Source organism: Cohnella sp. SGD-V74, assembly GCF_003001675.1.
In the GTDB taxonomy this organism is placed as follows: Bacteria; Bacillota; Bacilli; order Paenibacillales; family Paenibacillaceae; genus Cohnella.
In genome coordinates this window covers 209,609-233,746 of the sequence record NZ_PVYW01000011.1, presented here as the reverse complement: position 1 = coordinate 233,746, position 24,138 = coordinate 209,609, and the positions used below count along the sequence as shown (strand labels likewise).

Sequence of the window (24,138 nt, the reverse complement as noted above, 5' to 3'; positions counted from 1 at the left end):
TGGGAATACTCACGATATAGTATCGTAGGCTAGTACATAACTGAATTTTACCAAAAACAACCTACTTTCGTCAATGAACGCTTTAGTTTTTTGTCGCTTTAGTTATTACACCAATTAATTGATTACTCGCACAATTAACCAATATTTATCTTTACCATTATGACCACGTTCAAAAACCCCCATGCCCGATCCTCATCGTTCATTGACAATCGATTGCGCTACCCTTTAGCGGAATAGGCTACCGAGTTCGATATCGGCAGCCTGGTGTCGTTGTAGTATCGTGTCCGGTTCTGTTCTCGAACCTCAATCGACGAGGCATACGTCCACTCATCAGCATGTTCGCAGTGGAGCCTCACTAGCCATAACTGCCGTGCTTTTATATTCGCAATTGAAAACGATTGAGAATACTTTCATAATAGCATTTAAAGGCATATTACATTATCAATTTTTTTTACTTTGTATTATGCTCATTTTGTTCGCTCTACAGAATACAGAAAAAATTCCATATCTATATTCCTAAAATTCTTAGTATCTTTATCAATAATATTCATACCGTTTCGAACAGCAACTCTTTGAGAAGCTATATTTGTGTCCCTAATAATAGAATAAACCCTATTTGCATTAAGAACTGAGAAAGCGTATTCCTTGCAAGCAATTGCCGCTTCTGTTGCGTAACCTTTGTGCCAATACGCTTTTTGAAACAGAAATCCTATTTCCAAAATTTCTTTTTCTCTCCAGAATTGCATTGTCAAGCCACATTGACCAATCATTTCGTTTATTTCTTTTAATACAACAGCCCAAAGTCCAAAACCATACTCTTCATATCTTTTAAGATGTCTGTTAAGCCAATTTTGTGCTTCTTCTAAGTTGAATGCACTTTCATAAGCAGCACGCATTACTTCCTCATCACACAATATTCCGCACAATGCATCATAATCGGACTGCACCATTTCTCTAATTATAAGACGTTTTGTTTCTATCAAAAATCTCCCACCTTTCTATCATCTCCATCCCACCAATTATTTACTTAAATAGATTCGACATTGTTTGGTATCACACCTCTTTAAATCGCTATCCCCGCACAATAAGAATGAGCAACCTTACGGGAATAACCGGTGCCAAACTCAATACCAAGTTATTTTCAAAATTTGCGCTCCCGAATCCATGAGTCCGATGAATTCCCGGATCGGCTGTCGTCTATATAAACGAAGGGTATAATGAACACAAACTCATTTGACGAAGAGGTGTTTTGAAAATGGCATTAACGTCCGCATTCACGAGCTTCAACCTGCCTGTAAAAAACGTAGAACAATCGAAAGCGTTCTTCACCGGACTCGGATTCGAGCTCAACCCGCAATTCCCCGACAATGAGAGTTCGGTAGCCATCGTGATCGGCGACAACCTGCAGGTCATGCTGATCAATCAAACATTCTTTAATACAATCACGGAGAGGGAATCCGTCGATACGAGCAAGTATGCACAGATGACGATCGCATTGGCCTTCGAGAGCCGGGAAAAGGTTGATGAAATCGTGAATACCGCGGTCTCCTTGGGCGGGAAATTGCACGCTGACCCTGAAGATCATGGGGTCATGTATCATTGGGGCTTCGTGGACTTGGACGGTCATCTGTGGGCCATTAACTGCATGAACACGGATGCGGCACAAGGTTAAGGCTGACGGAGAGCGCGCTCGTACTAGGATTCAAAAAGAAAGACGCCGGGCATCTTCACCGGCGTCTTCTTCGCGATGATTAGTTTTGTCTGAGTGAACTTCATTCTTTAAAAGATTTTCAATCGTTTGTTTAAATCGCCATCCAGAAAGGCATAATAAAGGAAATTTCAGCGCGCTGATTCAGGGGATGAACAATGACAGCTATCTCTTTGGAAGCGTTAGAACAAAGCCTCGCCTTAATGGAAGACGCGGAGATAATTAATCGGCAGACACCCGACGGTCTTCACTTTACATTTATTTATATTGGAACCATAATCGATCAGGAGCGTCTTAACGAATCGATTATGGAGCCTCTCGTTCGATCGTTCCAAAGCTCGGTGGAAAAGAGTCTGATCACCGCCAAAATTACGCGCTTATTCAATTTGGAGCAAGCTCTCCAGGATCTATTGAAAGGTTCAGTGTTAGTTCACGATTCATCCAGCGGGCGATGGAATGCTATTTTGCTCCCCAACTCCCTCAGCCGGTCCATCGAGACATCCGAGACGGAAACCATAATGTTCGGTCCCAAAGACAGCTTCAGCGAACAGCTGGAGCAAAACATCTTACTAATTCGAAGAAGGCTTCCTTTAACCGCGCTCAAAACGGAGAGGTACACCGTCGGTTCCTTAACTCAAACAACCGTAGTCCTTATGTACATCGATGGGCTAATAAATCCAGAATTTGTAGATTACGCAAAAAATAAGCTTTCCAGTATCGACTTCGATATGTTTTTGGATTCTTCGCATGTAGCCGCATTTATAGAAGACCATTATCACAGCATCTTTCCTCAATATCTTCAGACGGATCGACCGGATTCCTGCGCGCATTCGCTCGGCATCGGTAAATTGGTCATTTTTGTGAATAACACGCCTTTCGCTCTAGTCGCTCCGATTACGCTGTTTCATTTGTTTCAGTCGCCGGAGGATTATATAAACCGCTGGTTGGTGGCTAGCTTTTTACGGCCGTTACGCTATCTCAGTTTTCTACTTTCCATTACTCTAATTCCATTTTACGTCGCATTAACGACTCATCATTATCAAATGCTACCCCTGCAAATTTTATATGTAATCATCGAGTCTCGGAGCAAACTGCCACTATCTCCATTCTGGGAAGCGTTTATTATACTTATTACGCTTGAAATTATCAAGGAAGCCAGCTTAAGAATGCCGACCAAAACAAGCCAAAACCTGGGTGTAATTGGAGGGATCGTTATTGGACAAGCTGCAGTAGAAGCTGGATTCGCAAGCAAAGTGCTAATCGTATTGGCCGGCATTTCGGCGATCTCCACGTTTCTCGTTCCAAACTATCTGGTCACCAAGTCAAGTTTACTGCTTCAATTCATGTTCTTGATTTTCGCTTCCTATTTAGGCATTCCCGGCATTTTGCTCGGACTCGTCGGCATGCTTGCCCATCTAAACGGGCTTACATCCTTGAACCAGCCTTATTTGGCTCCAGTATCTCCGTTTTATTGGAGGGATTGGGTCGATCTCTTCGTCCGCGGGCCGTTACATGCTATGAGCATTCGTCCTGATGCATTGCGTCCTTTGAACAAATATCGTGTTAGCCGGAGGAGAAAATGAATTCATGCGTGCTATTTCGCTGTTCAGAAAAACCTCGCAACAAGAAAGCGGCTTTTACGCGCTCTTCCTCACCAATAGGCTTCAAATGCTGCATTACATGATTGTCATGCCCACAGTCCTCGTTCAACCGTACATGCTATGGGTGATTGTTGTAGTAGGAATATTGTCCCAGTTTTGCCTGTACATCCTCTCGAAATGGTTTGCATCCCCCTACCCGGCCCAAGGGTGCCAGGGTTTTGAAAAATTATTCGGAAAAACAGGCATCAAAATCTTAGCTTTGGTAAGCTTGCCGTTCCTTATGCTTAAGATTTCGTTCATTTCTGTAAGTTACGCCGACATTATGCAGCACTTCGTTTTTCCTTCTATGGATCGGGAATGGCACATTGTGTTTCCTATTATCCTGAGCTGTTATTTGGCTCTGTTCGGAATGGAAAACATGGTGCGGTTCGTAACGATTGTGATAATTGGAATGATTTGGATCTTATTTTTGTATATTCCTTTCTTTTTGTTGCCATCAAATTCGATTCACGATCTGTATCCTCTCGTTCCAATAGGCCCTGAGCCGTTTGCATGGAAATCCCTACTGCTCGTTTTTTCATCGTTATCCGGGCCTGAATATTTGATCGCTATTTCATATTGGTTGAGTCCGCAGCGGAAAATGCTTAAATATTTGACGATCGCTAACGCCATCTCGGTCGGCGAGTATCTTTTTATTTCCATTGCGTCTTTGCTCTTCTATGGATCCAATTACTTGCCGACCATCAAATACCCGAGCGTGGAGATGGGGCGCTACCTGCAATCTCCTATATTTGAAAGGGTGGATATTATCCTGATCTCGGCGTATATGTTCAGCATCATTTACTTGCTCGCTCTGTTCGCGTTGATGGTGTATGGCGCTTCCCGCTTGTTAGGCAAGGCAAAGAAAGGCACTTCGCGTTTGGGTCTGATCGTCAGCGGCTGTGCGATGGTAACCTGCACGCTTTCGATCAGTAAATGGTTTTGGGAGCCCGGGATCGAACAAACATTTTGGTTAGAACTGCAGATGTGGGCAGGATCCTCTTCGTATTTGTTATTGCCGCTCCTCGTCTGGTTCGCGATGAAACGCAAAGCCAGGACAACGTCATGACAAGATTCCTACGAACAACGATAGTGCTGCTAGCGTCTTTTTTAATGATACTGCCTTGCGGTTGCGTCCCATTACCGGAAAACAATATGATTGAAGAAATCACGCCGATCATTTTCTGGTCCGTGAAGGGAGGAAGAGAGGACGGAAAGATAACCATCAGTACGCTCGTCCCTCCTCTTAGCAAGGAAAAGAAGCGCGTGCTTACCCTTAATGTGTCTTTATTGAATGAAGGTAACAAAGGGTTTAATTTGATCTATCATAACGAATTGAAAGCAGGTCAAATCCGCTTGCTGTTCGTGGATGAAGCCTATGCTAAGCGGGGGCTGACCAGTCTTATCAATACCGTTCTGACCGATCCGAACATTTCGAAACGGCTTTTTTTAGTCATCACAAAAGGCAACTTTGATGAGTTCCTAGCCAAACACTTGGATGAAAAAGACAGTATCGATTTTTACCTTTACCGGATGTTCAAGCATTATGAAAAGAAAAAACAAGGCGAAATTACCGTCGTCAATTTGCATCAGTTTATGAAAATGCTGTACTCCCAGGTTTCCGACCCCCAGCTACCGGTATTTCGAGCGGAAGGCGAGCAACTCTTGTACGAAGGCACTGCATTATTCGATTGGGATCGTATGGTCGCGGAGATACGAGGACAGGACGATCAAATCAGCCAGTTGTTGTATCGAGATCGATTCGTACGATACTTAGTCCTTCCTGACCTCTCGGTCACGTTAGGGCATATTCGCGCGCATACCCGCAAGAAACTCACTTCGGATTTATCATCCCTATCCATCGAAATCGACGTGAAAGGCAGAATTGATGAATTGGATTCGCTTACAAGAATCGAGGATAACTTCCAATATGTCGCTCTCACACAAAAAATCGAACGGTACTTGGAGGAGAATGTCTTCCACCTGCTATCCCAAATGCAACACTTGCGGATTGACCCCCTTCAAATCGGGGGATTGACAATTAAACCGTTCTCCAGACCAATAACCAGAGATACATGGGATCGACATTGGTCTACTATGAAGATTAATGTAAAAGTGCGGCTACATTTGGAGCCACTTACGAAGGTTAAATAGAGTAAGTTGGAATCTTGTTCAACGAGCTCGGCTTGTCACTGAATCCGGCACTCCAATGCTTTTGTTGCTGTACTTCATGATGTCTAAAATACACTGAAAGCGCGCCAGGCGGCAAACAATCTATGTTTTTGTCGCAGCAGATACTGAATATAGCGACTGACAGAGCCGGCCATCGCCCCGCTGAATAAGAAGGTGAAGATTCTTGAATGTCCTCCCCCTATCAAAAGCAATACACATTGACAATTTGCTTTATCATTTTTATAATGAATAATAATTCATTCATCAAAGGGGAAAACACTGTGCCTCGTACATCTGAACAATACGAAGCTCTTCGCCTTGCAACCCGCACCAAAATCCAGACAGCGGCGATGCGGCTGTTCGTTCGCCAAGGATACGGCTCCACCAATGTGCAGCATATTGCCGATCAGGCTGGCATTAGCACAGGTTTACTGTACCGTCATTACAAAACAAAGGATCAGCTATTCGAGGAACTGGTGCAGTTCGCCATGGCCGGACTTGAGGCGCTGATTGCCAAATTTCAGACTAGCGATAATCCAGTTGAGGAACTGTCGCGGTTCGCCGACGAGGTGCATCTCGATCTGTCTACCGGCGATGAATTGGCACACCTCTTACTCCTGATGACGCAATCCTTCTTCTCCACGGAGACGGACGGTCGGCAAGCCGCTCTCAAGAAGATCAATAGCGATCTACTGCAAGCGACTGCCGCGCTCATCGTCCAAGGACAGCGGCAAGGCAAGCTCCGAGAAGGAGATGCTTTTGAGATGGCGCAATATTTCTTCTCCTCCATTCAGGGGCTGGCGGTGATGAAGGTGATGCTGGAGGAGCAATTTTCGATGCCTTCGAGATCGCTCTTGACTTTAGTATTCGAAAAGGAAGGTGAAACGTTGTGAAGGACTCAGGCGCATTTGAGATTGTCCGGGCAGACCGTGCGGCTGTAGAGGTCAGAGACCAGATGGCTGAGATTTTCGCCGACGGTTTCTCGCAGTGGCTTACGTATTTCTCTAAAGATCGTGTAGTCATCGCAAAGGCGTTCGCCCATACGTTCAGACTGGAGCAATTTTATGTGGCGCTCGCTGGCGATCAGGTGGCAGCCTTCGGCGCATGCACCGACTGTCAGAGCTTCTCCCTGGAGCTTCAGAGCGCCCCGCTCCGCCGACATCTGGGCTGGTTTAAGGGCTCGATAGCTGCACTGATTCTGAAGAGAGAGTTCCAAAAGCCGTTTGTCAACCCGCCGGCCGAAACGGGATCGGTCGAGTTCATCGCTACCGCCTTATCCTTCCGCGGCCAAGGGGCCGCTTCGGCAGTTATTCGGCATATGCTGGAGCATTTGCCGTACCGTAACTATCTTATCGAAGAGGTCGCCGATACGAATGTCCCGGCCATTCGCCTGTATGAGAAGCTGGGGTTCACGGAATACAAACGCAAGTCCCTCTCCCCCAGGCAGGCTCGTATATCTGGTATCAATCACATGGTTTCGCTGTGTTGGAATAGGCCTGAACTGGAACGTAGGTCAACCTGATCACCTGCTCGCCAATTCGGTCGCTTGCCACGAGACGCAGCGGCGGCCGAGCACCGGCGAAAAACGGCTTGCCGTGACCCAGCACGACTGGATGGAGATAGAGCCGATACTCATCAACGAGACCGAGCTCCGTTAGACTGTGCGCCAACTCCGGCCCGGCTACTTCGATCTCCCCTTCATGCTGAACCTTCAGCTCGCCAATGGCCGCTGCGAGGTCGCCCTCGATCAGAGAAGCGTTCGGACCGACTGACTTTAACGTTCTCGACACCACCCACTTCGGTTTGCTTTGCCATGCCGCTGCGTATTCCCTTTCCGGCCCATCCCATTCAGAAGGGTCTCCGTCCCAGTACCGCATGGTCTCATACATGCGGCGCCCATACAGGCTCCCCGTCAGGTTGCGTACATCGTCGATGAAGTGACGGAACAGCACGGGGTCAGGCTGGAACGCCATGTGGTCGACGAACCCGTCCAGAGACTGGTTCAATGCGAAAACGATCTTTGCCATACAACGGACTCTCCTTCCTGGTTTTCTTGCACATTCATTATCAGGATTAGATGTGTCTAAGCTGATATTGAAAAATTGTGTTTTCTTGTTTATTTCTTAATTGCTTTAATGACAGCAGATTGTATATATTCATTAATATTTGCACCAGGAACCCAATCCTTAATGAACTCTCGTGATTCATCTTTGGGTTCAACGCTGATATCGACGAATCCGCTCTTACGAAGCATTTCTTTGACTTCTTCGATAGTTGATGCACCGGAAATGCAGCTGGCTAAAGAATCTAGATCATCCTTAATTTCTGCCGGCAACTCTGCTGTTGTAACGATATCTGAGACAGCCAAGCGACCACCTGATTTCAAAACTCGGTATGCCTCATGAAATACTTGCTGTTTATCAGGAGATAAATTTATCACACAATTTGATAGGATGACATCAATCGTCTCAGAATGAATTGGCAAGTATTCAATCTCACCCAATCGAAATTCTACATTCGTATATTCGTTTTTCGAGGCATTATGTCGAGCTCGGCTAACCATCTCAGGGGTCATATCGACTCCAAAAACTTTGCCGGTCTCCCCTACTTGCTTGGCGGCAAGAAAACAATCGAAACCCGCTCCGCTACCTAAATCGAGAACAACTTCCCCCGCCTTGATCGAAGCCATGGCTTGAGGATTCCCGCAACCAAGACCGAGATTAGATCCCTCTGGAACTGTTGATAGTTCCTCATCGGAGTACCCTAACTTCGAGGAAACCTCATTTGCTGTACCGCAACAACTCGAAGACGAAGTACTGGGAGAACAACAACCTGCATTGGAAACGTCTTGGATTGCAATTTGCTTGTAACGGTCCCGCACATGCTGACGAACTTCATCGTTTTGTACTTGATGCATTGAGATCATCCCCTATCGCTAAGATTCAAGAACAGCAATCGCTCGGGCGATCATCCGTTTGCCGGAAAATGCAGCACAGTTCGGGGGAAAGCAATCGATTGACCTCTGAGTGATTCAATTCATAGTAACTCCAAGTCCCTTTTGTCTCCCGAAGAATTAAGCCGGCATCCAATAAGATCTTGAGGTGGTAAGACAATTTCGATTGAGGCATATCCAAGATATCGACAAGGTCACATACGCATGTGTTTCCCCTTTGCGTAAGTTCGTACATGATTTGCAAACGTTTCTGGTCAGCCAGCGCTTTGAACTTACTCTCATATGGAGTGAAGTCAATCGAGTCATTCTCCTTTTCAATAACAGGAAGTTGTCTTATCATTGCTCACGCCTCCTCAGCAACAAACAGGTTGGCAGCAGACGACGCCCGGTTGAATGTCCTTAACTTCATACGCAGTGTCGTCCTCGGCCCGCTTTATCCATTTCCAAGCATGCCGTGCTTCGTTTTCAATCGTTTGCTGATGTTGAGAAATCAGATACTCGAGCGCATGAACATTTAACATCCGAACACCTCATAAATCAAATTTATTTGATATATAGAGATTAGCATAACTGGTTATTATAAGCAATGTTAAATCAAATAATTTTGATTTATATACAAGATGGATACCGCAAAATTACATGTTACAGGCCTTCCTCCTGAACTAGAGCTGCAAAAGCTTTGTAAGCATGGCTCATATATTTTTCTTTTCTTCTGATAAGACCTGTTTCAATAAAACGATACGATTCGGGTATAGGGTACACATGTAAATCTGCATATGGACCTTTTAAAACCGATTTAGGCAGAATGGTGGACGTCAATCCAGCTCTCACACTGCTTAAGAGCGTTTCTAACGAACTAATCTCTATGAAGTTTTTTAGGGCAATTCCCTCATCCTTCAACCATTGTTCCAATCTCATTCTAAAAGGACAACCCCTTGGAGAGATTGCCCACTTTTGCTCTATTAAATCCGGGGCTAATGTCCTGCCAGATAATAATACAATTTCATCCGTTAATAAAAAGTCGGTCAAGAAATTTGTATTGGACAGCTCACCTGTTACAAAGGCAGCATCTAATTCATAGTTCTCTACCTTCTCCATTAATTCAAGAGAATTGCCTGTTTCTAAACTGAGAGATACTTCTTCATACCGCGATTGATAAGAAGCAATCAGGTTCATGAAATTTCCGCACGTTACCGTTTCAACAACACCCATTTTTAATGATCCGCTTGGTTTACCGTGATCTTGAAGTATTTTGATCGATTCATCTGCCATTTGCAAAATGGAATCGGCATACTTACGGAAAAGTGCGCCTTTTTCTGTGATCTGAACTCCTTTAGGTCTTCTATGGAAAAGAAGAACTCCCAGCTCATCCTCTAGTCTACGCAACCTTGCAGTTACATTGGACTGAACATAATCTAATCGCTTGGCAGCTCCAGAAATGCTTCCTTCTTCAGCAATGGTTTGAAATAACTTCAGATCGCTTAGTTCCAAGAACTGCACCTCCATCACTATAAGTGATATCAACATCAGTAACGGTCATTATACCTGATATCAATAGAGGTGTATACTCGACTCAGACAATAAAGGAGTGATTCTCTTGGAAAATTCATGTACCACTGAAGGTCCTGCGGGGCGAACAATTCAGTCCGTGACGCTCGCCGGCCCGCGCGAATGGGCCGGTCTCGCGCTTCTCTCCCTGCCAACCATCCTGCTCGGACTCGACCTGACGCTGTTGCATCTGGCATTGCCGGCGCTAGCACTCGATCTGAAGCCGACCAGCGCACAGACCCTATGGATTGTGGACGCCTATGGCTTCATGATCGCCGGCTTCCTCATCACGATGGGAACGTTGGGTGATCGCATCGGGCGGCGCAAGCTGCTGATGATCGGGGCTGCTGCCTTTGGAATCACTTCTGTGCTGGCGGCCTATTCCCCCAGCGCCTCCACGCTCATTGCGGCACGTGCGGCGCTTGGTGTGGCGGGCGCGACACTGATGCCATCGACGCTGGCACTTATCAGCAACCTGTTCGTCAACCGTCACCAGCGTGCGCTTGCGATTGGGGTGTGGGCGACCATGTTCGCGCTCGGCATGGCGTCTGGCCCGGTCGTGGGCGGTGCGTTGCTAGAGCACTACTGGTGGGGAGCGGCCTTTCTTGTCGCGGTGCCGGTGGTCGGCCTCCTGCTTGCAGCCGCACCATTTCTCCTCCCGGAATACCGGGCGCCACAGGCCGGCAAGTTGGATATCCCGAGTGTCACCCTTTCGCTCCTGGCCCTGCTGCCCATCATCTACGGCATCAAGCAGGTCTCCAAAAATGGGCTCAGTACCGAAACAGCGCTTGCGATTGCCGGTGGATTCGTCTTCATGTTCTTGTTAGTTCGGCGACAGCGCCGATTGGAAAGTCCGCTCATCGACTTGGATCTTTTCAGCAGCAAGGTGTTCAGCGTCGCATTGGCCGTACTCCTTGTGGGCCTCATTGGCGTCGGCGGAACGATGCTGCTGGTCACTCAGTACCTGCAACTGGTCGCCGGACTAACGCCTCTGGCAGCAGGGCTCTGGATGGGGCCGCCGGCGCTCGCTATGCTCGCCGCCGGTATCGCGGCACCGCTTGCATCACGTCGTATCCGGCCCGGCTATGTGATCGCGGGCGCGCTCGGACTATCGGTCATCGGCTATTTGATGCTCATGCGCCTCGAAAACGAGCCGTCTGGCGTTGCCCTGGTCACGGCCGCATTTTCACTCGTCTATCTTGGCCTTGGCACGATCGCCGCACTAGGCACGGATCTAGTGGTAGGCGCGGCGCCTGCGGAGAAGGCTGGATCAGCCTCGGCCATGTCCGAGACTGTGCAGGAACTTGGCCTGGCGGTTGGCATTGCCACGCTGGGCAGCCTCACGGCCGCCGTCTATCGCAGCCAAATGTTCGACCGGATACCCGATACGCTGGCTCAGGATGTCCGGAAAGCCGTGGGAGACAGCCTCGCAGGGGCATCGTCCGTAGCGCATGAACTGCCTGCCGGCGTGCTTGAAGAGGCGCAGTCAGCATTCACGGCGGGATTCAATGCGGCAGCGGCAACGAGCGCAGTCAGCATCGCCATCCTCTCCATACTCGCGGCCGTCATCTTGCGTCATATTGGAACTGACGGCGGTACTGTCGACGGCGACGAAGCGGTTGAATCCAAGCGCGCTGAATCACATTAAGAATAAATATCTGAGATGTGTCCTCTCATTGTAAATTATAGGGATCTCTTTCATCACCCGAAAGTAATGATCTAATCCCTATACTTGTTCTTCTCGATTTTTAACCGCTCCAGGAGTCCGGCTTGCTCTCGATCTGACTAAGCTAATGCTGTAAATGATCAGAAGCGCAATTAATAATACAACCGAGTATTGGAACACGGCGACAAAGCCCCACATTTGTGCTACAAATCCGAATGAGATCGAACCAAGTGAAATGCCGCCGTCCATACCGACCAGAAACGTGCTGTTCGCGGCTCCCCTGCGCTCAGGCGAAGCGCGTTGGATTGTCCATGCAAGGATAAACGGCTGCACTGCCCCGAACGACAGTCCGTACAGACAGGCCGCGATAATAAACATAGTTGGAGTGGATGCCGTCGACAAGACGATCATCGCAAGAATGCCGATGACTATGCCTGGGAGAAGCACCGCGGCGTGACCCTTCGTATCGAACATTTTGCCGACCGCCGGACGAACAAGCATCGCAGCTATGTTAGACAGCAGGAAAAAGATGCCGCCGTTCTTGACTCCCAGTTCCATCCCGAACAAGCTGACAAAGGAAATGATCCCGCCGTAACCAATCGTAAAAAGCAAAATCAACAGGGCTGGGAACAGTGCCGATTGCTCAAATAACCTTTTCAAAACAGGTTGTTGCTCTCCCGCTGAAAGTCCCCTCCTTGATGTCGACCCGATGACGCCTCCTGTCAGGAACACGATCAAAGACAGAACTGTGAGCAAACTTGCTGTTACGAACAACACCGTTGGTCCATACTCCTCAATCAACCAACCGCCGATGTACGGACCAACAGCCATGGATGCGAAGCCGAACATCATAAACGTGCCAATTCCGGCACCTTGACGGCCGGCTGGGATCAGATCGGATACAATCGTCGCGTACGCTGCTGTCATTATCCCCCAGCCGATGCCCAGCGCCAGGCTGACTGTCGCCATCCATCCGGTAGAAGTTGACAATGTGAACGCGCCGGCTGCCAGCGCAAGAGCGGACGAACCGAAGAGCACGATCAGACGGCGGTTATAGTGATCAAGCGCATACCCGATGAACGGGCGAATCAGCACGGCCGCGATAGTAATGAGACCGGCAATCCAGCCAACCTCTGATTTACTGTTGCCGTTGCCTGCCATATAGATCGGTAATATCGGTAAAAGCATTTGAAATGCACTAAAGAGCAGCAGAGTGCATAGGCATATGCGAATAAAGGAGCTCGACCAGTAACTTTGACTGGAAGTTTCATTCATAACGACACCGTCCTAGTTCAGTTTCATATTTTTTTGGTGAAAATCACTTATATATCATCATAAAGTATGACATTAGTGTTAAGGTCAAGTTTTTCGCGTTAAAACAGCAATATTTGGTAACCCAAAAAAAGACACCGCCTATTGGGCAGGTGTCTGAATGGATTCCGGTATTTGCCTGTCTTCTCTCTTTTCGACGAATAGCGGATCCGTGTATCCGAGCTGTTCCTTAATCGCGTTCATCTGCGCATTCGCTTCGGCTTCCGTGTCGTAAATTCCGGTCTCGACGAAGTATAGGCCTTGTTTGTCTTTCAGCGCGCGCATGTTTTCTGCGCCGAACAGCATTTCTTCCGCGATCCCAACGGACTCTCCGAACGGGATGGATGCCGTACGCACGGAGTATACCGGAGGCCGATCTACGTTGCGCGCCGGATCGGAAGCGATTGTGACTACCACCTGCGCCGGCTCCTTGTACTCGTGGACTTCGTAAGTTACCGCTTCTTTGAAAGTTACGTTAAACCGAACCGTCGAATCGTCCAAAGTGATGAGCTCGTAGGCGTCCTCGATCCGTGCGCTCTTCTTTAACGCAGCGAAATCTTTAACCGCGGAAAATTTCCTGGCGCCGCCGACCGTAAAAGTCATCGTATGAGGATACTCCGTGAACGAGACGTGGAAGGAGCTGGCCACCTGCTGCGCCTCTCCGTTCTGCGCGAAGTTCAAAATAATGGTTTCCTTGTCCCCCTGCTCTTTCACCGTTATAAAGTTAACGTCTGTCGCGTCCTGGATCGTTCCTCCCTCTGCGCTGCCTTTGTTGAACTGTAAAATTTTCACCAGCTGACCCAGCCCGGGAACCTCTTGCAGGCTATTCGCAAAAGCCGGAACCGTATTGATGCCAATCGTCAAAACGATGAACAACGCTGCCGCGCTCGCGCTCACCCGGCCGATCCACCGCCGATTGCGCCGCCGCGTATTCGGTTGAAGCTGCTGCTGTTTTCCTCTCTCTATTCCTTTGACAACGGCTATTGACAACTCATCGGGAATATCGATCTCGTCGTAAGATTGCTTCATTCGTCTGAGCCTCTCATCCAATGGACTCACTCTCCCCCAGCTTGATTTTCAACCGCTCCAGCCCCCGGTAGATGATCGATTTCACCGAACTGAGCGGCGTATCAAGCACGTCCGCAATGTCTTTGAGCTGCATATCCTCGAAATACCTTAACATAATCGCCGTTCTGGATTTCTCGTCGAGACTGTCCAACGCTTCGCGCAGATCCAGCGCCTCTTCGTTATGATTCGGTGCGTAGCTGCCTTCGGCTCCCGGTTCCGCGTATACGACCTTTTTCGATTTGCGTATGAAATCCAAGGCGCTGTTAATCGCGATTTTCGTTAACCATGTATTGAAATATTGCGGCTGCTGCAGCTTGTGGATGGCGAGGAATGCGCGATATACGGTCTCCTGCACGACTTCGAGCGCATCCTCCCTGTTTCTTACGTACGTATACGCCATCCGATATAGACGCTCTCTCTTGGACTGGATCAAGATCGTGAAGCTGTTTTCATCGCCGGCTATCGCTTTTCTCGCTAGCTCCGTTTCTTCCATTGCACCAACCTCCCGTCGCCAGAATTCCGCAAGACACGATGAGCTTCAATTTATTTTAGTTCGTATACGACTTTGTTAACGGCTTCGCCGGATTCCATGTCGATCTCGTACAATTCGAACATCAACGGCTGATCGCCGGACAGCTTGCTTGCGGGAATCGAAACTTCCTGCGTGAACGTTCCCCAGTCCGGAGCTCCCATCGATGCCGTGCCGAAACCTTCCGCTACGACAACGTCAGCTTGCTTCACCGCGTAATTGTACGTGCCTTCATGGACTCGAGCTTTACCAGACACAGTGTACTGTACGAAGCGCTCCGATACTTTGACGTTGCGGAACGTTTCTTCTTTGACCGTTTCTTCGGCGGCTATTACGGCGGGCTTATGGAAGCTTTGTTTGAATTGCTGCGGAAGTTTCTGAGCCCAGGACGTGTTCATGACTCCGAAAAAAGCGGACCCTCCAATAACGACAGCCGTGCCCAATGCGATAATTTTTTTATTCATGGTTTGTTGCACTCCTTATATGGTGATATTTTTTGCAGCTTCATGAAGATACATTCGTTAGACGCCGGGGTTGCCCGAAAAGACGCAATAGATACATTGGAAATCTGTTACATTTGAAAACAAAAAGAGGGTGTCCCTCCGTCATATGATGACGTTGGTACACCCTCTAAATCCTGAACCTACCGTGCGGAAATCTCGAACTTCGTGCCTGCATCTCCTGCGAAAACAATCGATCCTCCAGCGGGCAGTTCGACCTGATCCTGGTCTCCGATGACACTGAAGTAGATGCATGCTCCCTCCGCATTATAAACGGCGAAGGAGGCATTCGAGGACAGGCTGATCTTAACGGTCTTGCCCCCGTCTTTGTCGCTTATCGTATACCATCTGGCATATCCGCTCGACGGAATCGTAACGATTGACTTCTTACCGACGTAGATGGGCTTCACGGCGCCTTCATTCACGAAGAGGCTTCCGCCGATATTCAGGTACTCAACGCCGTCTTGCGTAATGAATGTTAAATCTGTGAGATCCCGTCCGTTCATTCCCGGAATTTGCAATTCGGAGACGGCTGTATTCGGACCTGTTATTCGCTTATCCAACACGTACCCAGGCAATTGTCTCGACATATTCAATTGGATGCGCGGCAACCCCAGATATACGAGCGACGTATACTTCTCATTCAACAGATAATGCTTCTTGCCGTCGCGCTTCATCCATGCTGCTTGAGTCTCCGTCGAAAGATCCTGAGGCTGGAGCTTCTCGGCGCTGTACTCTGACATGGCCAACTGCCCAAGACCCGGAAGCGAAGCGTATCGGCGAAGCCATACGTAGGTACGGCCATTTTCCTCCGTCTCGAAGCTGATCATCACACTCCCATCCGCACTCCGAAACGTGCCGTCTGCTGAATATTCGTAAATCTGGGCCGGATTATCGGGCCACGGTTCCGAGGAGATGGACATGACGCCGCCTTCGGCAATATCGACGTTGATCGTTGTACCGGTCGCGCCATAGACTCCCGAATACTGCAGCACGGACTCCGGCATATCCGCCTTTACCGGAGCGCCGTAGGACTTCTCGGGCTTGAATTCGGCAATGGTCCCTTTCTCTCTTAGAGCCTGAAGCAGAATTTCGTTCGCCAGAAGTTGGTTGATCGTGCTGTGCCCGCCGGATGAGACAACAGCCGCCGCCATATTGTGCTCCGGAATCACAACGAGCGATGCGTGATACAGAAGCGTGTCTCCGCCTTTGGTCAGCGCCTTTAATCCGTATTCGTTGAAGGGATACAGATTGACGCTGTCCCAGCCCAGACCGTATTCGAATGAGTTGTCCGCATCGTCTGGCCATAGGGACGTCTTGTACTCGTCTTGCGCCATGGCCGCAGCGGATTTGACGGATAAGACTTCTTCCGCTTCGCCCGTGAAAATTTTCGAGAATCGAACTAAATCTTCCGCCGTGGAATAAATGCCTCCCGTCCCAATCAAGTTGAACGTCTGGTTGGGAAGTTGTCCGGCATAGGCAGGATAATAGAGTCCCGCCATCTTCTCCGTGTTCGGAGAATCCAGCGGCGTCTTCGTATGGGTCATACCCAGAGGCACCGTAATAGATTGGTGGATGTAAGCGGTAAAGTCCATGCCGCTGACTCGCTCGATCAGAATCTGGGCCAGCGTAAATCCGTCATTGCAATAAACCGAATAAGCACCTGGTTCCGCCTTCAAGGTCTGACCGGCCAATTGCTTCAGCAGCGTATCGTAGCTGTAGGTATCGTTATCTTCGAATAACACAATGCTCGTCGTCGACGTTCCGCTTAGACCGGAAGAATGATTCAGCAGCATGCGCGGCGTAATCTGCTTGTAGCGTTCATCCTTCATCGTAAACTCGGGAATATACTGGACGACCGGAGTATCGAGATCGATTTTCCCCTGGTCGACCAATTGCATGACGGCAACCGTGATAAACATTTTACTCGTCGAGCCGATCCCGTACATCGTTTCTTTCGTGAGCGGAATATGCCCCTTCTCATCATTCCTGCCGGATTGGCCGGATACGATGATGCTGCCATGATCGATAATGGCATACTGCACGCTGTTCGCGCCGTAAGCTTTCGTGAGGAGATCGGCCTTCTCGGTTGCCGTTTTCCGGGTTGCCTCGTAGGCGATCGCAGCCTTGTTCGAAGGCGAATCCATTGCTGCGGTCTTGTCGCCGTAAGGGGTTAGCAGCAGACACACAGCCAGCACAACTCCTGTTATCCATCGAATTTCTAGCATTGAAACTCTCCCTCCGAAGCTTGCTTTGTTTATCGAAAACTGAAAATGGGGATGAGAACAGCGGTCATCAGTACGGTTATCGACGCAGCAGCTATGATCTTACCGCGCGGATTAGCCATATTGATCGTCCATCCGAAGCCGTATCTATCCAGAACGAACAACGCGGGGTCTTCGGGGTTCGCGTAAATGCTGCCGAGCCATTTCCAGTGCCGCTCCTCCTGCGACGGAACGTCCCGGTGCTGATCAAGACCTCTGAAACGCAGGTAAAGCAAGACGCCGATCAGCGTTATGATGAACACCACCACAAACGAGATGTTGAAGCGCAAGAGCAGATTAAGCTTCCAACCGTACAAGATTACGGCTTGCAGCAACCCTAAGTTTGCAATCCCCAGCAGAGAAATCCCCCAAGCGGTAATCGAATGGATTTTCTTGAGCTTCAACTGTTTACGCAACGAAGCTTCCCGATCCTGGGGATCTAGGGATGTCCTGGCATGGCTAATCATCCGATTATAGCCGGCGAATAACGCGATCATCAAAGCTTGCACGATGTTCATCATGAACACGGTCCATACGGATTTGTTAATGAAGTAATCCGGAGAGTCATTCGGGCCCATATGTATCGCGAACGACTGCGGGATCTCGTTCCATCTTGTAACGGCAAAGAAGATACCTACCATCATCACGGCGACATGCGCCAAATACCACCAATAGCCCAGCACTGAACGCTGTGTCCGACCGACCATAAGATTTGCTGCGCGCTTTGTCTGGAGCGCGACCTGCCAGCCTCTGGCCGTCTTCAGGCGCTGCGCGGACATCCGGCTGATGCGAACGGCGAAGACCGACACAATCATTAAAAGCAAGATGGCGGCCCCCCACCACCGCAAACTCCAAACCGTCGTTTGATCACGCGTTACTGTAAAGCAAGCTGCTCCGATGACGATCGCAAAACCGCCGGTAAGCAAGACGTAATTGCGGCGAATGCCTCGGACGGCCGTATCCTGAACGGCCTCCTCCGGCAGTGCGATGCCGAACAGCAGGGTCCGCAAGCCAGTATAGCCCTGTATGCTGATCAGCAACGCAATAAACAAATAGAAGCTGGATATCAGGATGGTTTCCAGTACAGTCAACGCTGTTCCCCTCCGCGATTCATAATCATATCCCGGTACACCGACTTGCTCTCTTGCGCGAATGCCTCTTCCGACATGCCTCGTACCGCAGCTGCCGCCGCAAGAGACCGCAGCTGCTGTCGGAGCTTCTCCTCGAATTCCTCCGTCACGCCCGGCATCCCGTCGGGTTGAACGATAACGCCCTTTTTCCGGTGTACTTGAAGAAAACCCTCCTGCTTGAGCAAATTGTAGGCCTTGTTGACGGTATGGAGATTAATCCCCAAGTCCTCCGACAAGTTCCGGATCGACGGAAGCGGATCGCCAGGCTTCAAGGCACCGGAGGCGATCCCTTCGACGATCTGGTCAACCAGTTGTGCGTAAATCGGGGTTTCCGATTGCAAATCGAGCTCTATAAACAAGAATATCCCTCCTTAACCGCGCGCGATTTTGACATGTCGAAGCTGTTCCATATCGAACCACCCGCCTCGTTTTGTTGTTTGTTATATTACATATATAACAGATATGAAAATGATAAGCAAGATCCAGTTGAAGATTCTTCCATCTAGCTTAATGAGTTTTCATAAGTGATATCGCTAAACAAAGCCTTACTTACAGAAAACGGCAGCTGATTTGGGGTCAGCTGCCGTGGTATCATAGAAATTCCCTAGATCAGGAAAAAGTGGCCTGTTCCAATCGTTATACCGCTGGATCGGTTCAATCGGCTGTCCGACTCCTTTAAGATCCGAAGGAGCGGTTGAGAGTTAAATGTAAAGGAACACCTAAACTTTAACTGTCATTTAGTATGTTTCTTGCCCCATGTATTATTGTCTTGATGATTACGCTTCCGTTTTGTATTTGATAAATCAATCTATACCTATGTACAAAAACTTCCCGCAAATTAGGATCGTCCATCTCTGGAACGATTCGTCCTCTGTGCGGGAAGTCAATTAGTGTCCTTGCTTTATTCATTATGTCTTCATAAAATGAAAGTGCATAATATGTTGAATCTTCCGAAATAAATTCTACAATGTTTTGAAGATCTTTGTAGGCTGTAACGGTCCAAATTACTGTTTGTTCTTGTTCAGCCATTTATCCAGCCTCGCTTTAACCTCATCCTGAGTCAGGAGGTTTCCTTCTTCGATGTCCTTTTGTCCCTTTTCGATCTTGGAACGAACATACAGTGTATACTGAATATCTTCAATGGAACAATCGGCAGGAAGCTTATCAAGCATGTGTTTTACATCATCTTTAAGCATTTTTAGCATCACCTCGACAATATTATAACATACCCGGATTTGGAATTCTCTTCGCTCTTTTACATAACATTTTTGGTATTCACGAGCCACCCCTCCCATCGTATCAAAAAATGATATTTCTGGAAAATGGAAAAAGGAACCCAGCCCCTATCGGACGGGTTCCTGCTTCGTTCAGTAAAAGCGCCATGTTTATTTTAGATAGTCCCCTGTGAGAGATTGTTTCGTTTGAATGATATGTTCAGGTTTCCCCTCAAATACGATTTGGCCCCCCCTGCTGCCGCCATCAGGCCCCATGTCAATTATCCAGTCCGCCTGACTGATGACGTCAAGGTTATGCTCAATAACGATGACCGTATTGCCCTTGTCCACGAGCCGGTTCATAATTTCCATTAGAAGGCCGATATCCGACATATGCAGACCTGTCGTTGGCTCGTCCATGACGTAAATGCTTCCATCCTTATGCAATTCGCTGGCCAGCTTGATGCGCTGGCATTCTCCGCCTGACAAGGTACTGAGAGGCTGGCCCAGCGTTATATAATTCAGCCCGACATCGCTCATGGCCTGGAGCTTGCGCACAACGTCCTTCAACTGGAAGAAGTCCAGTGCTTGTTCTACCGTCATCTCCAGAACTTCCACAATAGACTTGCCGTGCAGCTGGTAGGCTAACACCTCTTCCTTGAACCGCCTCCCGCAGCATGCTTCGCATGGCAGCTTCACGCTGTCGAGAAACGCAAGGTCCGTATACACAACGCCTAGCCCTTGGCAATTCTCGCATGCTCCCTTGGAGTTAAAGCTGAATAAGCCTTGATTCACTTTATTGGCCGAAGCGAACGCTTTACGAATGTCATCCATGATGCCTGTGTACGTGGCGGGATTCGACCGAGTAGACACGCCAACCGCTGATTGATCAATGACGATCGCATCCGGATGTTGCTGCAGGAATAATTCGTTAATCAACGTGCTTTTCCCGGAACCGGCGACTCCGGTAACGACGGTCAATACCCCGGTAGGAATATCTACATTCACATGCCGCAAATTATGGAGGGAAGCGTCCCGAATGGACAGCTTGCCGGAAGGCTGTCTGCACTCTTGTTTCAGGAGAAGCGGTCGTCTCATATAATTGCCCGTCAGCGTGCCGGAGTCCAGCAAACCATGGAAGCTGCCTTCATATACGATCTGGCCCCCTCTGCTGCCTGCGCGGGGTCCAACGTCCACGATATGATCCGCCACTTTGATGACATCGGGATCATGTTCGACGACAATAACCGTGTTCCCCTTGTCGCGCAGTCGCTGAAGCAGTTCGTTCAGACGATGTACATCGCGGGGATGCAGACCGACGCTAGGCTCGTCAAAGATGTATGTGACATCTACCAGGCTGCCGCTCAAATGCTTCACCATCTTCACACGCTGCGACTCACCACCGGACAACGTATCCGTTTCGCGATCCAAGGTCAGGTAGTCCAGTCCAATATCGACAAGATGCTGAAGTCGCTCAGTCAAGGATCTCACGATCGGCTCAGCAACGGTATCATCAATCTCCCGAATGACATCGATGAGCTGTCCAATCTCTATTGAAGTCATCTCCGCAATATTGCGTCCATTAATTCTGCAGGCCAGCGTTGCCTGACTGAGTCTTGCTCCACGACAACTCGTACACGGCCCTTCGGTGAGAAAAGGCACAACCGCTCTTTGAGTGCGTTCGGACTTCGTCTTTACGTCCTGCTTGATGTATTTGTTGGTGAATTTCTCGATAACGCCCTCAACCGTCATATTCATCGCTTTTCCTGCGAAATCCATCTGAACTTTCCTCGCCTTTGCGTACAGAAGCCGATCAAGCTCATCCTCTGAATACGTGTTCAGCTTCTTATCTGGGTCCAGAGCACCCGCCTGAATGACCATATTCAATTCCAATCCGTCCACTGCATAATCCGGAAGTCTTATAGCCCCTTCGCGAAGCGATCTCGACATATCCACCGCTTTGCCCATGTCCACCCCAAGCCTGCGTCCCAACCCGCTGCATTCAGGACACATCCCTTGCGGATCATTGAATGAGAACAGGCTTGCTTGTCCGATATGAGGTTGACCCACTCTGGCGAATAGGAGACGAAGAATCGGAGCGATATCGGTTATCGTGCCCACTGTAGAATGGGAACCTCCCCCTAATCTTTTCTGATCCACGATGACGGCCATGCTCAAGTTCTCGATCGCATCCGTATCAGGCTGCGGAATTCGGGGCAGGAAGTTTCGTACGAACATGCTGAAGTTTTCATTCAACAACCGTGTCGATTCAGCTGCGATTGTATCAAAAACAATGGAAGACTTTCCGGATCCGGATACCCCGGTGAATATCGTGATTTTTCGTTTGGGTATACGCAGTGAAACGTTCTTTAGATTGTTCTCCCTCGCTCCAGTGATGACAATGTGATCATGATCGAATACTGGCATGACTAACATCCTTTCCATAAGTTCTTAAGGACATTGTATTCCATCATTCTTGTCAACAGAGTGTCAACAATCAAAGAATTATCGCCCGCTTCTATCGCTTATCATTGACGACTGAATGAATTCCGGTACTTGCAGGTCTCCTCTCTTTTCGACGGAAAGCGGATCGTTCCCTATATAAGTCTTTTAACTTGGTATTTAATCACATTAACTTTTCAATTTCACCAAGCATATAATTCGTGTAATCGATGAGGGTTTTACCTTCAAGATTTAAGACATCCAATCTATTTTCATATTTGGCAAGGCATTGTGTGATTGTATCTTCAAATTGTTTAGGCAATTCGCTTAATGCCCATTCACCGGCTTCTTTCTTTGAAGATACAACAGATTCTCTTAAGTACAGTAACACTCTTGATAGATTCAATACGTAATACACTGGGTTTTCTATAATTCCTTCCAGGGCCCCGTCAACATCTGACTTGATTGAATCCATGTAAAATCGTTTGTCTATAGGATGGAATGCTTCCATTATCGGACTTCCGCTAAGTACAATCCCACGATGATAGATCACAACAAAGTGAGCCGCCAAGTCAGGATCATCATATCCTCCGCAGAAATAGCTTTCATCCAATCTATAGTTCTCTTTGTGATAGGAAGAATAATGAAATTCAAAAGGAGTTGGGTAGATAAAATCAAGGGCATAAGTGTCCAATACCACGCTTAATTCAAACCCCTTATAGATCTTTAACTCTTCTTCCAGAGCGATTAGTTTCTTTGCAATTTTCTTATAGACGTTTATTGGTTGTGTTTCTTTGACTAACACTAATAAGTCTATATCGCTTTGAAAAGGATTAAAGCATCCCATTGCCATAGATCCATGTAGATAGATACCTGTGAGCGATTCGGACAAATCATCTTTCAAAAGATGGGTTATACGATCCAAAACGGCTTGTTGATTCACTTGGTTTCCACCTTCATGTTATTTGCTCGGTGCAGCGTGAACGCGAAGTTAGATGAAGCCTTTACCCTCATCGATCTGCTTGCACATTTGCTTCCAATGTTCCCACGCCTTTATGTATTCGGTCAAATCATTCGGATGATGCCGTACGCTAAGACCTGTTCGACAATAAAGATGGATCAGAGTTTCCTCAACTAATCTTGTCCTTTCAACATTTCCTTGTTGAAGAGATTCCGATGCGTAAAACAAAGTGTCAGAATCAATATCATCAGGAGACGAACAAAAGGCATATAGAAAATCGTATATAATGGGTCCCACCATAGGTGACGGATCAATCACACCAATTAATGTTGAATCATTATAGACAAAATTATGAACGCCAGTATCCCCATGCAATAAGTATTTATTGCCTTGCTCTGAATCATCATTAAACAATTGATTAGTTTTGAATTTAACGTAATTATAGTCTTCTATTGATAGTACATTCTTAAGATTCATCCTTGCTTCTTCAATGCTTGTTTCATTAAATTCTTTCCATGTCTCCCGTGGGTATGCTATTCTTCCCCATGTATTTGTCTTTGTATCTTTCACATATTTATTAAGTAAATCTTTGACTAAAGTTTTCATCCACTCTCTCTTTTGTCCGCGACCTACATGAGTTGTTCCATCAATAAAAGTATAAACAAAGTATGAATTGTCTTCAGCAATCAAAAGGACTTTAGGAAGTAATATCGAGTCCCTATACGTATCAAGCAAGTGTTTAGCTAATTCAATCTGGTTTGGATCATCAAACTTCAAGATAAATTTACTTTCTTGCTTGGATTCCAACTTGAAAACGAATCCGGAAGTTGTTCCTGATAATTTTTGAATACGTACTATTTCATCCTTAATCTGATGTTTTTGAAGTAAATGAGTAACCGTTTCGATCGTTAGTTCCATCATGGTTTGGGTCTCTGCTCCGTTTCTTTAGAAAGCCATCTTTCCCTGCCTCTCCATCGTATCAAAAAATGATATTTCTGGAAAACGAAAAAGGAACCCCCTCCACATCGGACG

Annotated in this window: 24 protein-coding genes; 7 read left to right on the top strand and 17 right to left on the bottom strand. The window is 47.8% G+C overall.

All coding sequences use genetic code 11. The annotated features are described in order from the left end of the window. Window positions 1-467: 467 nt before the first annotated feature. Window positions 468-983: a GNAT family N-acetyltransferase gene (locus B0G52_RS18120; RefSeq protein WP_094046786.1), complete on the bottom strand. Its 516-nt coding sequence runs from the start codon at window positions 981-983 to the stop codon at window positions 468-470. Window positions 984-1,255: 272 nt separating this feature from the next. Between B0G52_RS18120 and B0G52_RS18115 the strand changes: the two genes are divergently transcribed. The 6 genes from B0G52_RS18115 (at window position 1,256) to B0G52_RS18090 (ending at window position 7,042) form a co-directional block, all read left to right on the top strand. Beyond that, window positions 1,256-1,672, top strand: a complete 417-nt coding sequence (locus tag B0G52_RS18115; RefSeq protein WP_094046785.1) for a VOC family protein — start codon at window positions 1,256-1,258, stop codon at window positions 1,670-1,672. A 194-nt stretch (window positions 1,673-1,866) separates the two neighbouring features. Beyond that, window positions 1,867-3,291 (top strand): spore germination protein, encoded by a 1,425-nt coding sequence (locus B0G52_RS18110; RefSeq protein WP_094046784.1) that lies wholly within the window; start codon window positions 1,867-1,869, stop codon window positions 3,289-3,291. A gap of 4 nt (window positions 3,292-3,295) precedes the next feature. Next, window positions 3,296-4,417, top strand: coding sequence for a GerAB/ArcD/ProY family transporter (locus B0G52_RS18105; RefSeq protein ID WP_094046783.1), 1,122 nt, complete (start codon window positions 3,296-3,298; stop codon window positions 4,415-4,417). 86 nt (window positions 4,418-4,503) lie between these two features. Beyond that, window positions 4,504-5,502, top strand: coding sequence for a Ger(x)C family spore germination C-terminal domain-containing protein (locus tag B0G52_RS18100; protein ID WP_233162781.1), 999 nt, complete (start codon window positions 4,504-4,506; stop codon window positions 5,500-5,502). 299 nt (window positions 5,503-5,801) lie between these two features. Further along, window positions 5,802-6,413, top strand: coding sequence for a TetR/AcrR family transcriptional regulator (locus tag B0G52_RS18095; protein WP_094046835.1), 612 nt, complete (start codon window positions 5,802-5,804; stop codon window positions 6,411-6,413). Then, on the top strand, window positions 6,410-7,042 hold the full coding sequence (locus B0G52_RS18090) for a GNAT family N-acetyltransferase (protein ID WP_233162779.1): 633 nt from the start codon (window positions 6,410-6,412) through the stop codon (window positions 7,040-7,042). The genes B0G52_RS18095 and B0G52_RS18090 overlap by 4 nt, the downstream gene beginning before the upstream one ends. Here B0G52_RS18090 and B0G52_RS18085 read toward each other — a convergent pair. The 4 genes from B0G52_RS18085 to B0G52_RS18070 form a co-directional block, all read right to left on the bottom strand. Further along, window positions 6,984-7,547, bottom strand: a complete 564-nt coding sequence (locus B0G52_RS18085; RefSeq protein ID WP_094046781.1) for a dihydrofolate reductase family protein — start codon at window positions 7,545-7,547, stop codon at window positions 6,984-6,986. The genes B0G52_RS18090 and B0G52_RS18085 overlap by 59 nt on opposite strands. 89 nt (window positions 7,548-7,636) lie before the next feature. Then, window positions 7,637-8,437, bottom strand: a complete 801-nt coding sequence (locus B0G52_RS18080; RefSeq protein ID WP_094046780.1) for an arsenite methyltransferase — start codon at window positions 8,435-8,437, stop codon at window positions 7,637-7,639. A gap of 25 nt (window positions 8,438-8,462) precedes the next feature. Next, entirely contained in the window at window positions 8,463-8,813 is a 351-nt protein-coding gene (locus B0G52_RS18075) for an ArsR/SmtB family transcription factor (protein ID WP_094046779.1), read from the bottom strand. Between the two features lie 302 nt (window positions 8,814-9,115). Beyond that, window positions 9,116-9,973: a LysR family transcriptional regulator gene (locus tag B0G52_RS18070; RefSeq protein ID WP_369827083.1), complete on the bottom strand. Its 858-nt coding sequence runs from the start codon at window positions 9,971-9,973 to the stop codon at window positions 9,116-9,118. Window positions 9,974-10,121: 148 nt separating this feature from the next. On the opposite strand from B0G52_RS18070, the gene B0G52_RS18065 reads away from it, so the two are divergent. Then, a complete protein-coding gene (locus tag B0G52_RS18065) occupies window positions 10,122-11,669 on the top strand; it encodes an MFS transporter (RefSeq protein ID WP_233162777.1) in 1,548 nt (515 codons plus the stop codon). 78 nt (window positions 11,670-11,747) lie between these two features. Here B0G52_RS18065 and B0G52_RS18060 read toward each other — a convergent pair whose 3' ends face one another. The 12 genes from B0G52_RS18060 to B0G52_RS18005 all read right to left on the bottom strand — a co-directional run bounded on the left by B0G52_RS18060 (window position 11,748) and on the right by B0G52_RS18005 (window position 24,027). Then, complete coding sequence (locus B0G52_RS18060) at window positions 11,748-12,962, bottom strand: MFS transporter (protein ID WP_094046776.1); 1,215 nt, start codon at window positions 12,960-12,962, stop codon at window positions 11,748-11,750. A 138-nt stretch (window positions 12,963-13,100) separates the two neighbouring features. Then, window positions 13,101-14,027 (bottom strand): DUF4179 domain-containing protein, encoded by a 927-nt coding sequence (locus tag B0G52_RS18055; RefSeq protein WP_233162775.1) that lies wholly within the window; start codon window positions 14,025-14,027, stop codon window positions 13,101-13,103. 13 nt (window positions 14,028-14,040) lie between these two features. After that, entirely contained in the window at window positions 14,041-14,559 is a 519-nt protein-coding gene (locus B0G52_RS18050) for a sigma-70 family RNA polymerase sigma factor (protein WP_094046774.1), read from the bottom strand. Window positions 14,560-14,609: 50 nt separating this feature from the next. Next, entirely contained in the window at window positions 14,610-15,059 is a 450-nt protein-coding gene (locus B0G52_RS18045; RefSeq protein WP_094046773.1) for a Gmad2 immunoglobulin-like domain-containing protein, read from the bottom strand. Window positions 15,060-15,238: 179 nt separating this feature from the next. Beyond that, window positions 15,239-17,242 carry a serine hydrolase domain-containing protein gene (locus tag B0G52_RS18040; protein WP_369827082.1) on the bottom strand — a complete coding sequence of 668 codons (2,004 nt, stop codon included), beginning with the start codon at window positions 17,240-17,242 and terminating at the stop codon, window positions 15,239-15,241. 110 nt (window positions 17,243-17,352) lie between these two features. After that, window positions 17,353-18,450 carry a DUF5808 domain-containing protein gene (locus tag B0G52_RS18035; protein WP_094046771.1) on the bottom strand — a complete coding sequence of 366 codons (1,098 nt, stop codon included), beginning with the start codon at window positions 18,448-18,450 and terminating at the stop codon, window positions 17,353-17,355. Further along, window positions 18,447-18,848: a GntR family transcriptional regulator gene (locus B0G52_RS18030; protein WP_094046770.1), complete on the bottom strand. Its 402-nt coding sequence runs from the start codon at window positions 18,846-18,848 to the stop codon at window positions 18,447-18,449. The genes B0G52_RS18035 and B0G52_RS18030 overlap by 4 nt, the downstream gene beginning before the upstream one ends. Before the next feature lie 367 nt (window positions 18,849-19,215). Beyond that, a complete protein-coding gene (locus tag B0G52_RS18025) occupies window positions 19,216-19,518 on the bottom strand; it encodes a type II toxin-antitoxin system RelE/ParE family toxin (protein ID WP_094046769.1) in 303 nt (100 codons plus the stop codon). Beyond that, on the bottom strand, window positions 19,494-19,775 hold the full coding sequence (locus B0G52_RS18020; RefSeq protein ID WP_198960675.1) for a hypothetical protein: 282 nt from the start codon (window positions 19,773-19,775) through the stop codon (window positions 19,494-19,496). Before B0G52_RS18020 ends, B0G52_RS18025 begins: the two co-directional genes overlap by 25 nt. Before the next feature lie 99 nt (window positions 19,776-19,874). Then, a complete protein-coding gene (locus tag B0G52_RS18015; RefSeq protein WP_094046768.1) occupies window positions 19,875-22,130 on the bottom strand; it encodes an ATP-binding cassette domain-containing protein in 2,256 nt (751 codons plus the stop codon). Between the two features lie 199 nt (window positions 22,131-22,329). Continuing rightward, complete coding sequence (locus B0G52_RS18010; protein ID WP_094046767.1) at window positions 22,330-23,088, bottom strand: aminoglycoside adenylyltransferase domain-containing protein; 759 nt, start codon at window positions 23,086-23,088, stop codon at window positions 22,330-22,332. A 48-nt stretch (window positions 23,089-23,136) separates the two neighbouring features. Beyond that, window positions 23,137-24,027, bottom strand: coding sequence for a hypothetical protein (locus tag B0G52_RS18005; RefSeq protein ID WP_094046766.1), 891 nt, complete (start codon window positions 24,025-24,027; stop codon window positions 23,137-23,139). Window positions 24,028-24,138 lie beyond the last annotated feature (111 nt).

What these genes read in the sequence shown, in the direction of transcription:
- B0G52_RS18085 (WP_094046781.1), bottom strand. Translation starts at nt 7,547, where the DNA reads ATGGCAAAGATCGTTTTCGCATTGAACCAGTCTCTGGACGGGTTCGTC.
- B0G52_RS18110 (WP_094046784.1), top strand. Translation starts at nt 1,867, where the DNA reads ATGACAGCTATCTCTTTGGAAGCGTTAGAACAAAGCCTCGCCTTAATG.
- B0G52_RS18100 (WP_233162781.1), top strand. Translation starts at nt 4,504, where the DNA reads ATGATTGAAGAAATCACGCCGATCATTTTCTGGTCCGTGAAGGGAGGA.
- B0G52_RS18060 (WP_094046776.1), bottom strand. Translation starts at nt 12,962, where the DNA reads ATGAATGAAACTTCCAGTCAAAGTTACTGGTCGAGCTCCTTTATTCGC.
- B0G52_RS18080 (WP_094046780.1), bottom strand. Translation starts at nt 8,437, where the DNA reads ATGCATCAAGTACAAAACGATGAAGTTCGTCAGCATGTGCGGGACCGT.
- B0G52_RS18015 (WP_094046768.1), bottom strand. Translation starts at nt 22,130, where the DNA reads ATGCCAGTATTCGATCATGATCACATTGTCATCACTGGAGCGAGGGAG.
- B0G52_RS18105 (WP_094046783.1), top strand. Translation starts at nt 3,296, where the DNA reads ATGCGTGCTATTTCGCTGTTCAGAAAAACCTCGCAACAAGAAAGCGGC.
- B0G52_RS18055 (WP_233162775.1), bottom strand. Translation starts at nt 14,027, where the DNA reads ATGAAGCAATCTTACGACGAGATCGATATTCCCGATGAGTTGTCAATA.
- B0G52_RS18115 (WP_094046785.1), top strand. Translation starts at nt 1,256, where the DNA reads ATGGCATTAACGTCCGCATTCACGAGCTTCAACCTGCCTGTAAAAAAC.
- B0G52_RS18040 (WP_369827082.1), bottom strand. Translation starts at nt 17,242, where the DNA reads ATGGATTCGCCTTCGAACAAGGCTGCGATCGCCTACGAGGCAACCCGG.
- B0G52_RS18025 (WP_094046769.1), bottom strand. Translation starts at nt 19,518, where the DNA reads ATGGCTGAACAAGAACAAACAGTAATTTGGACCGTTACAGCCTACAAA.
- B0G52_RS18005 (WP_094046766.1), bottom strand. Translation starts at nt 24,027, where the DNA reads ATGATGGAACTAACGATCGAAACGGTTACTCATTTACTTCAAAAACAT.
- B0G52_RS18050 (WP_094046774.1), bottom strand. Translation starts at nt 14,559, where the DNA reads ATGGAAGAAACGGAGCTAGCGAGAAAAGCGATAGCCGGCGATGAAAAC.
- B0G52_RS18045 (WP_094046773.1), bottom strand. Translation starts at nt 15,059, where the DNA reads ATGAATAAAAAAATTATCGCATTGGGCACGGCTGTCGTTATTGGAGGG.
- B0G52_RS18075 (WP_094046779.1), bottom strand. Translation starts at nt 8,813, where the DNA reads ATGATAAGACAACTTCCTGTTATTGAAAAGGAGAATGACTCGATTGAC.